This window comes from Bradyrhizobium altum (assembly GCF_020889705.1).
GTDB lineage: Bacteria > Pseudomonadota > Alphaproteobacteria > Rhizobiales > Xanthobacteraceae > Bradyrhizobium > Bradyrhizobium altum.
The window spans coordinates 19939-27044 of record NZ_JACMYP010000116.1 but is presented as its reverse complement, the minus strand read 5'-3'; the positions used below and the strand labels follow the sequence as shown (position 1 = coordinate 27044).

Genomic DNA, 7106 nt, shown 5'->3' with positions numbered 1-7106 from the left:
GTCGCCGATCAGGATCTCGCTGTCGGTGATCCCGGGGTCGGCGGCCGCCGCCGGGCCGATGGCAAGGCAGGCGGTGGTGAGCAGCAGCGCGGCCGCCGCCAGATGTTTGATCATTGTCTCCTCCTCATGGTGTTTGCGTCTCTTTTTGATTAGTAGCGCAGCGGCCAGTGCACCCAGGTCCGCTTGATGTCGTGCCAGGCGCCGACCAGCCCCCTCGGCTGGAAGCGCAGGAACAGGATGATGACAAGGCCGTAGAGCATGCTCTTCAGCTCCTGTGCCCCGGTCGTGAACGTCGTGTCCATCTGCGCGCTGAACAGGCTGAAGACGATCCTCGTCGCCTCCGGCAGCAGCACGATCAGGACCGTGCCGAGCACCGCGCCGAGCGCGGAACCGAGCCCGCCGACGATCAGGATCGCCAGCGCCTCGATCGAGAGCAGGAACGGAAAGCCCTCGACGCTGACGAAGGAGAGATAGATGCCGTAGAGCGCGCCGGCGATGCCGGTGATGAAGGCCGAGGTGACGAAGGCGAACAGCTTGTAGGCATGCAGATTGATGCCCATGACGCGCGCCGCGGTGTCGTTGTCGCGGATCGCAACGAAGGCGCGGCCGACCCGGCTGCGGCGGATGTTGAGGGTGGCGAACAGCGTCAGCGCTGCGATGGCGAGGCAGAGATAGGTAAAGGCCGCGTCGCTGTCGAAGCTGATGCCGAATATCTGCGGCCGCTGCACCTGAATGCCGCGCGCGCCATTGGTAAGCCAGCGCATTTCCAGGATCACGGTGTTGATGATGAAGGAGAAGGCGAGCGTGGTGATCGCGAGATAGAGGCCCTTGAGCCGGAGCGACGGCGCGCCGACGATCAGGCTTGCGAGCGCCGGCACCAGGCCGGCGCCGAGGAAGCCGACCAGCGGCGGCATGTGATACTTCGACACCAGCACCGCATAGGCATAGGCGCCGGTGACGAGGAAACCGACATGGCCGAGCGAGATCAGGCCGGTGTAGCCGGTCAGGATGTTGAGCCCGAGCGCGCCGGTCACCGTGATCAGGATGATCATCACGAACGACAGCGCGTAGGAGTTCAACACAAAGGGCGCCGCGATTAGCGCCAGCAGCAGCACGGTCGACCACAGCCACACCGGCGGGGAATCGATCAGCGCGACCAGCTCGCCATAGGTCTGCTTGTAATCGCCCGTGCGCATCACACCCTCTCGATGTCGCGTTCGCCGAAGATGCCGAACGGTCGGATCATCAGCACCACGATGATCATGGCAAAGCCCGCGACCTCCTTCATGCCGGAGCCGAGATAGCCACCGGCAAGGTTTTCGGTGATGCCGATCAGGAGCCCGCCGAGGCCGGAGCCGAGCACGGCGTCGAGCCCGCCGAGGATCGTGGCCGGAAACGCCTTCAGGCCGAGCTGGAACATCGCCGGCGACAGATCGTAGGACAGCGCGAAGAACACGCCGCCGATGCCGGCGATCACGGATGAGGCGGCCCAGGCCAGTGCATGGACTTTTGTGGCGCTGATGCCCATCAGCAGCGCGGTGCGGTCGTCGGCCGCGACCGCGCGCATCGCGACGCCGACCTTGCTGTAGCGGAAGAACGCCCAGATCGCAGCAAGTAGCGCCAGCAGCGTGACGATCACGGCAATCTGCCCGGTGCGCACGCCGATGCCGCCGAGATGCACGATGCCGCGGCCCATGCCGATATCGAGCCCGTGCGGATAGGCGTCCCAGATGAAGTTGATCGCCGAGCGCAGGATCACCGCGAGCCCGATCGTGACCATGACGGTCGCGAACACCGGTTCGCCCAGCATCGGCCGCATCACCAGGCGCTCGATGACGAGGCCGAGCAGGACCGCGGCGAGGATTGCGCCGACTGCGACGACGAACACATTGCCGCTGACCGTGGTCGAGATCGTCCAGGCGATATAGGCCGTGATCATGGTCATCTCGCCCTGCGCGAAATTGACCAGCCCGGTGGATTTGTAGATCACCGCAAAGCCCATGGCGATCAGACCGTAGATCGCGCCGATCGCGAGCCCCGATATCAGGAGCTGGATGAGATACTGCATTCAGCCCTCCGCCTGGTAGATGATGGCGAGCTCGCGCGCGAACTTCTTCTCGATCATGGCGCGACGCACCTTCTGCGTGGCAGTCAGCTCGCCGTCGTCATGGTCGAGCTCCTTCTCGAGGATGGCGAAGCGGCGGATGTTCTCGACCCGGGCGAAGCGCTTGTTGGTCTCGGCCACGATGCGCGCGACCAGCTCGTGTACTTCGGGCAGCTGCGACAGCGACTTGTAATTGGTGTAGGCCAGCGCCCGGTCGCGCGCCCAGCGGCCGACATTGTCGTAATCGACCTGGACGATGGCGCCGAGGTACTTTTTGGCTTCACCGACCACGATCGCTTCCTTGATGAATTCGGAATCCTTCAGCGCGTTCTCGATCTCCGACGGCGCGATGTTCTTGCCGCCGGCGGTGATGATGATCGCCTTCTTGCGGTCGACCACGGCGATCTCGCCATTGTCGAGGATGTCGATGATGTCGCCGGTGCGCAGCCAGCCACCTTGTTCCAGCGAAGCCGTCGAGGCCTTCTCGTCGAGGAAGTAGCCCTTGAAGACGCCGGGGTTGCGCAGCAGGATCTCGCCATCGCTATCGCACTTCCATTCGGTCTGCGGCAGCGGCACGCCACAGCCGCCGATCCGGTGATGGCTTTTGGTCTGGATGAAGGCGACGCCGCCGCTTTCGGTGAGGCCGTAGCCCTGCGACACCGGGCGGCCGATGATGTCGAAGAAGCGCAGCGTCTCCGGGGAGATCGAGGCGCCGGCGCAGAGCCGGTGCCGGCTATGGGCGAAGCCGAGATGGCGCTGCAAATTGCGGAACATCAGGAGGTAAAGCAGCCCGTAGACGGCGTGATCGAGCCAATTGGCTTTCCCGGCCTGTCGGCGGTCGGACAGCGTGCGGCCCCAGGCGAGGCAGGCCTTGGTAAAACCCTGCCGCAGCCGGCCGCTCTCGCCGAGCCTGAACAAAAAGCCCTGTTGCAGTTTTTCGTAGATGCGGGGTACGCCGACAAAGAACGTCGGCGCGATCTCGCGGATGTTGATTGCGACGGTGTCGATCGACTCCGCAAACGAGACGGTGCCGCCGAGCACCAGATGCGTCACCGTGCCGTAGCAGCGCTCGGCGACGTGGCACAGCGGCAGATAGCTCACCGCTTCGAACGGCTTGTCGGCAATGCCGACGGTTTTGGCGTAGGCATAGGCCGCGTAGACGAGATTGCGATGGGTCAGCATCGCGCCCTTGGGCGGGCCGGTCGTGCCCGAGGTGTAGACCAGGATGCAGACATCGTCGGGCGCGCTCTGGCTGATCAGGCGGTCGAGGGTGTTGTTGGCTTCCGGGCTCGCCTCGGCGTACGCCTTGCCGCGTTCGCACAATGCGGCGAACGACATCAGCTCCGACTGGCGGTAGTGGCGCAAGCCCTTCATGTCGATGCAGACGATGGCCTCGAGGTCGGGCAGGCCGCCATTGTTGGCCATCGCGTCGAGCACCTTGTCGGTCTGCTCCTGGTCGCCGGTGACGACGATCCGGGCACCAGAATGCTTGACGATATATTGCAGCTCGACCCAGGGATTGGTCGGATAGATGCCGACCGCGACCGCGCCGATCATCTGGGCGCCAAGATCGGCGTAAAACCATTCCGGCGTGTTCTCGCCGGCGATGGCGATCCGGTCCCCCGGCTGGATGCCGAGCGAGAGCAGGCCGAGTGCGACCGCGCGTGCGGTCTCGTAATAGTGCCGCCAGGAATAGGGATTCCAGATGCCGTAGTCCTTCTCGCGCAGCGCCAGCGCATCGCCATGCATGGCGGCGCGTTGCCGCAGCAATTGCGGGATGGTGATCGAGGCATCGTCGAGCGCAGTCTGAAATGCGTCGGCGCCTGCCACGGTTGCGCTACGCGCTGCACTGGCCTGTAACGGCGGATGCGCGGTACGAAAACTGTCCATCGTCGACATCAGGCGCCCGCCTTCATCGCTTCGGCGCGCTGGCCGCCGAGATAGGCCTCCGCGACAGCCGGATCTCGCCTGATTTCGTCGGGTGTGCCTTCGGCGATCTTGCGGCCGAAATTCAGCACGTGGATGCGGTCAGAGATGTCCATCACGATGCGCATCTCGTGCTCGATCATGACGACGGTGATGCCGAGCTCGTCGCGGATGTCGAGCACGAAGCGCGCAATGTCCTCGGTCTCCTCCTGGTTCATGCCCGAAACCATCTCATCGAGCAGCAGCAGTTTTGGTTCGCACGCGAGTGCGCGGGCGAGCTCGACCCGCTTCTGCTGGCCGTAGGACAGCGTGCCGACGACGGCGTCCCTGACGTGCTCGATCTCGAGGAACTCGATGATGTGCTCGACGCGCTGCCGGGCCGCGATCTCTTCCTTCCGGGTGCGGCCGAAGAACACCACGGCATCGAGCACGGTCGAGCGCAGATGGGTGTGGCGGCCGGTCAGGATGTTCTCGACCACGGTGCCGTGCTTGAACAGCGCCAGATTCTGGAAGGTGCGGCCGATGCCGACGGCGGCGAACTTCCACGGCGAGATGGTCGAAAGGTCGATGTCGTCGAAGGTGATCCGGCCGCCGCTCGGTCGCAGCACGCCCGAGATCACGTTGAACAGCGTGGTCTTGCCGGCGCCGTTCGGGCCGATCACGCTGCAGATCTCGCCCGCCGCGACCTGCAGGCTGACATCGGCGACCGCCTGCAGGCCGCCGAAGCGTTTTGACAGGTTCTCGATTGCAAGCAGCGCGGTCACGACAGCCACCGCTTGCGGCGCTTGTAGTGCTTGACGTCGCGCAGGCTCTTGCGGCCGGTGGAGGAGACGCCGAGATAGAATTCCTGGACGTCCTCATTGGAGGTGAGCTTTTTGGCCGTACCGTCGAGCACGATGCGACCGGTCTCCAGGATGTACCCGTAGTCGGCGATGTCGAGCGCGCGCTGCGCGTTCTGCTCCACCAAGAGCACGGTCATCTTCAGCTCGTCGCGCAGGCGGACGATCACCTCATAGATGCGGTCGATGATCAGGGGAGCGAGACCGAGCGACGGCTCGTCGAGCGCCAGCAGCACCGGATCGGTCATCAGCGCGCGGCCGATCGCGAGCATCTGCTGCTCGCCGCCGGACATGTAGCCGGCGATCTGGTCGCGCCGCTCATAGAGCCGCGGAAACAGCGCAAACACCTTGTCGCGGCGCTCGCGCGCCTCGGCGCCAGTCCTGGTGTAGCCACCCATCTGCAAATTCTCGTCGATGGTCAGCGCCGCGAACACGCGGCGGCCCTCCGGCACCTGCACGATGCCGCTGCGCACCAGCTCATCCGGCGCAAGATGATGCACCTCGTCGTCGCGGAAGCGGATGCTGCCGTTCTCGATCACGCCTTCCTCGGTGTAGAGGATGCCGGACATCGCTTTGAGCAGTGTCGACTTGCCGGCGCCGTTGGAGCCGAGCAGGGCGACGATGTTGCCTTCGGGCACCGCGATCGAGACATCGCGGATCGCCTCGATCGCGTTGTCGTAGACGATGCGGATGTTGCGGAATTCGAGCAGGCACTCCGGCGCCGGTGTGGCCTGGGGCGCTGCCGGTGGCGTCGAATGCGGAATGGTCGTCGGCATCGCGCTCAGACCCGGCCGGCCGATCGGCGCGGCCGCGCGGCGAAGATCGCATCGGTCACGATTTTGGCGGTCTCGGCACAAGCCTGGGTGCCGCCATTGCCGTATTGCTTCACGGCATCGCCGACGCACCACAGGCCTTCGATGCCGGTCTCGCGCGGCAGGTCGTAACCGGCGCAGCTGCGTTGCGCCGGCCAGTCGTCGCGCATCACGCGGATCGAGAGGATTTTCGCGTGGTCGAAATTGGCGAACTGCTCGCGAAGATCCTCGAGCGCGAGCGCGACCTCGGCATCGGAGTCGAAATCGCCGAGCGCCGGCACCGGCACGGCGTATGCGACGTAAAGATGCCAGCCCGGCGGAGCGAGTTCCGGACAGGTGGCGGAGAGGTTCGCCATGTTGCAGAGCCGGCGCGTCTTACCGAAGGTGACGATGCCGGGGTGATTGATCAGCGGCTCGCGGCTCGCGACATTGATGACGATGTTGGCGGCCGGGCGAAGGTCGTTCTTCACTTTGGCGAGATAATCCGCCGGGAAGGCCTCGCTGCCGACGAGCGCGACGGTGGCTTTCGGTCCCGCGTTGCTGATGACGAGATCGGTGTCGATCCGCACCCGCTCGCCGTTTCGGAGCACGGTGACGCCTTCGACGCGGCCATCGGAGGTGTGGATCGTCGTCGCCGGCGTGCCGAGCCAGATGTCGCCATTGCGCCGGATCGCGCCGCCGAGGCTGTTCCAGACGCCGATCGTGCCCTGCGGGCAGAAGCCGAATTTCTTGAAGGCGCCCTTGCTGGTGAAATAGGTGAGGAAGGCGCGGGCCGGCAGCTCGGCTGCATTACAGGCGAAGATCGCCGCGCAGAGGTTGCGGAACAGCGCGTGCACAGTGGTGTTGCTGGTGTAGCCCTTCAGCCAGTCCTCGGTCGATTGCCGCCCGTCGGGCAGGTTGCCGGAGCGGGCATCGGCGAATTTCTCCAGGATGCGCGAGGCCTGTTTCGTGAGCTGCCCGAGCAGCAGCGACCAGCCACCGCGGCCGACATCGATCACTTTGCCGTCGATGAAGAACGAGCTCGCAGGCTCCGGCGCGCGGATATCGAGCGGTGCGCCGACGGTGTGGAAGGTTTCCTCGAACACGCCGCCGAACTCGATTGCGATCGCGCCGATATTGACCTTGAAGCCGTCGATCTCCTCGGTCGAGGCGCGCCCGCCGAGCCGATCCTTGTCGTCGACGACGAGCGTATGCAGCCCGCCATGGGCAAGACGCGCCGCGGCGCACAGCCCGCCGGCGCCGGCTCCGATCACGACAGCATCGACCTTGTGAGAATCCACGCGCAGCCTCCCTCGATGCCGCCGGATTGGTTCCGGCGTGCGCAATCTGCTTGCTTGATGGCAGGCACTCTAATATAATCCGACCGGTCGTTCAAATTATTTTTTGACGCAGGTCGCGCGCCGCGGCGGGCGACGGAAGAGTTCT

The 7106-nt window shown here is 65.0% G+C and carries 6 protein-coding genes; all 6 read right to left on the bottom strand.

What is annotated here, in order from left to right; all coding sequences use genetic code 11:
• Positions 1-149: 149 nt before the first annotated feature.
• The 6 genes from H8B02_RS25665 to H8B02_RS25640 are packed head-to-tail and all read right to left on the bottom strand — an operon-like array spanning position 150 to position 6961.
• Complete coding sequence (locus H8B02_RS25665) at positions 150-1196, bottom strand: branched-chain amino acid ABC transporter permease (RefSeq protein WP_229168821.1); 1047 nt, start codon at positions 1194-1196, stop codon at positions 150-152.
• Complete coding sequence (locus H8B02_RS25660; RefSeq protein ID WP_229168820.1) at positions 1196-2068, bottom strand: branched-chain amino acid ABC transporter permease; 873 nt, start codon at positions 2066-2068, stop codon at positions 1196-1198. The genes H8B02_RS25665 and H8B02_RS25660 overlap by 1 nt, the downstream gene beginning before the upstream one ends.
• Entirely contained in the window at positions 2069-4003 is a 1935-nt protein-coding gene (locus H8B02_RS25655) for an AMP-dependent synthetase/ligase (RefSeq protein WP_229168819.1), read from the bottom strand. It lies immediately after the preceding gene.
• Positions 4003-4794, bottom strand: coding sequence for an ABC transporter ATP-binding protein (locus H8B02_RS25650; protein ID WP_229168818.1), 792 nt, complete (start codon positions 4792-4794; stop codon positions 4003-4005). The genes H8B02_RS25655 and H8B02_RS25650 overlap by 1 nt, the downstream gene beginning before the upstream one ends.
• Entirely contained in the window at positions 4791-5645 is an 855-nt protein-coding gene (locus H8B02_RS25645; RefSeq protein ID WP_229168817.1) for an ABC transporter ATP-binding protein, read from the bottom strand. The genes H8B02_RS25650 and H8B02_RS25645 overlap by 4 nt, the downstream gene beginning before the upstream one ends.
• Before the next feature lie 5 nt (positions 5646-5650).
• Positions 5651-6961: a phytoene desaturase family protein gene (locus H8B02_RS25640; RefSeq protein WP_229168816.1), complete on the bottom strand. Its 1311-nt coding sequence runs from the start codon at positions 6959-6961 to the stop codon at positions 5651-5653.
• Between the last annotated feature and the right edge of the window lie 145 nt (positions 6962-7106).

What these genes read in the sequence shown, in the direction of transcription:
- H8B02_RS25660 (WP_229168820.1), bottom strand. Translation starts at nt 2,068, where the DNA reads ATGCAGTATCTCATCCAGCTCCTGATATCGGGGCTCGCGATCGGCGCG.
- H8B02_RS25665 (WP_229168821.1), bottom strand. Translation starts at nt 1,196, where the DNA reads ATGCGCACGGGCGATTACAAGCAGACCTATGGCGAGCTGGTCGCGCTG.
- H8B02_RS25645 (WP_229168817.1), bottom strand. Translation starts at nt 5,645, where the DNA reads ATGCCGACGACCATTCCGCATTCGACGCCACCGGCAGCGCCCCAGGCC.
- H8B02_RS25655 (WP_229168819.1), bottom strand. Translation starts at nt 4,003, where the DNA reads ATGTCGACGATGGACAGTTTTCGTACCGCGCATCCGCCGTTACAGGCC.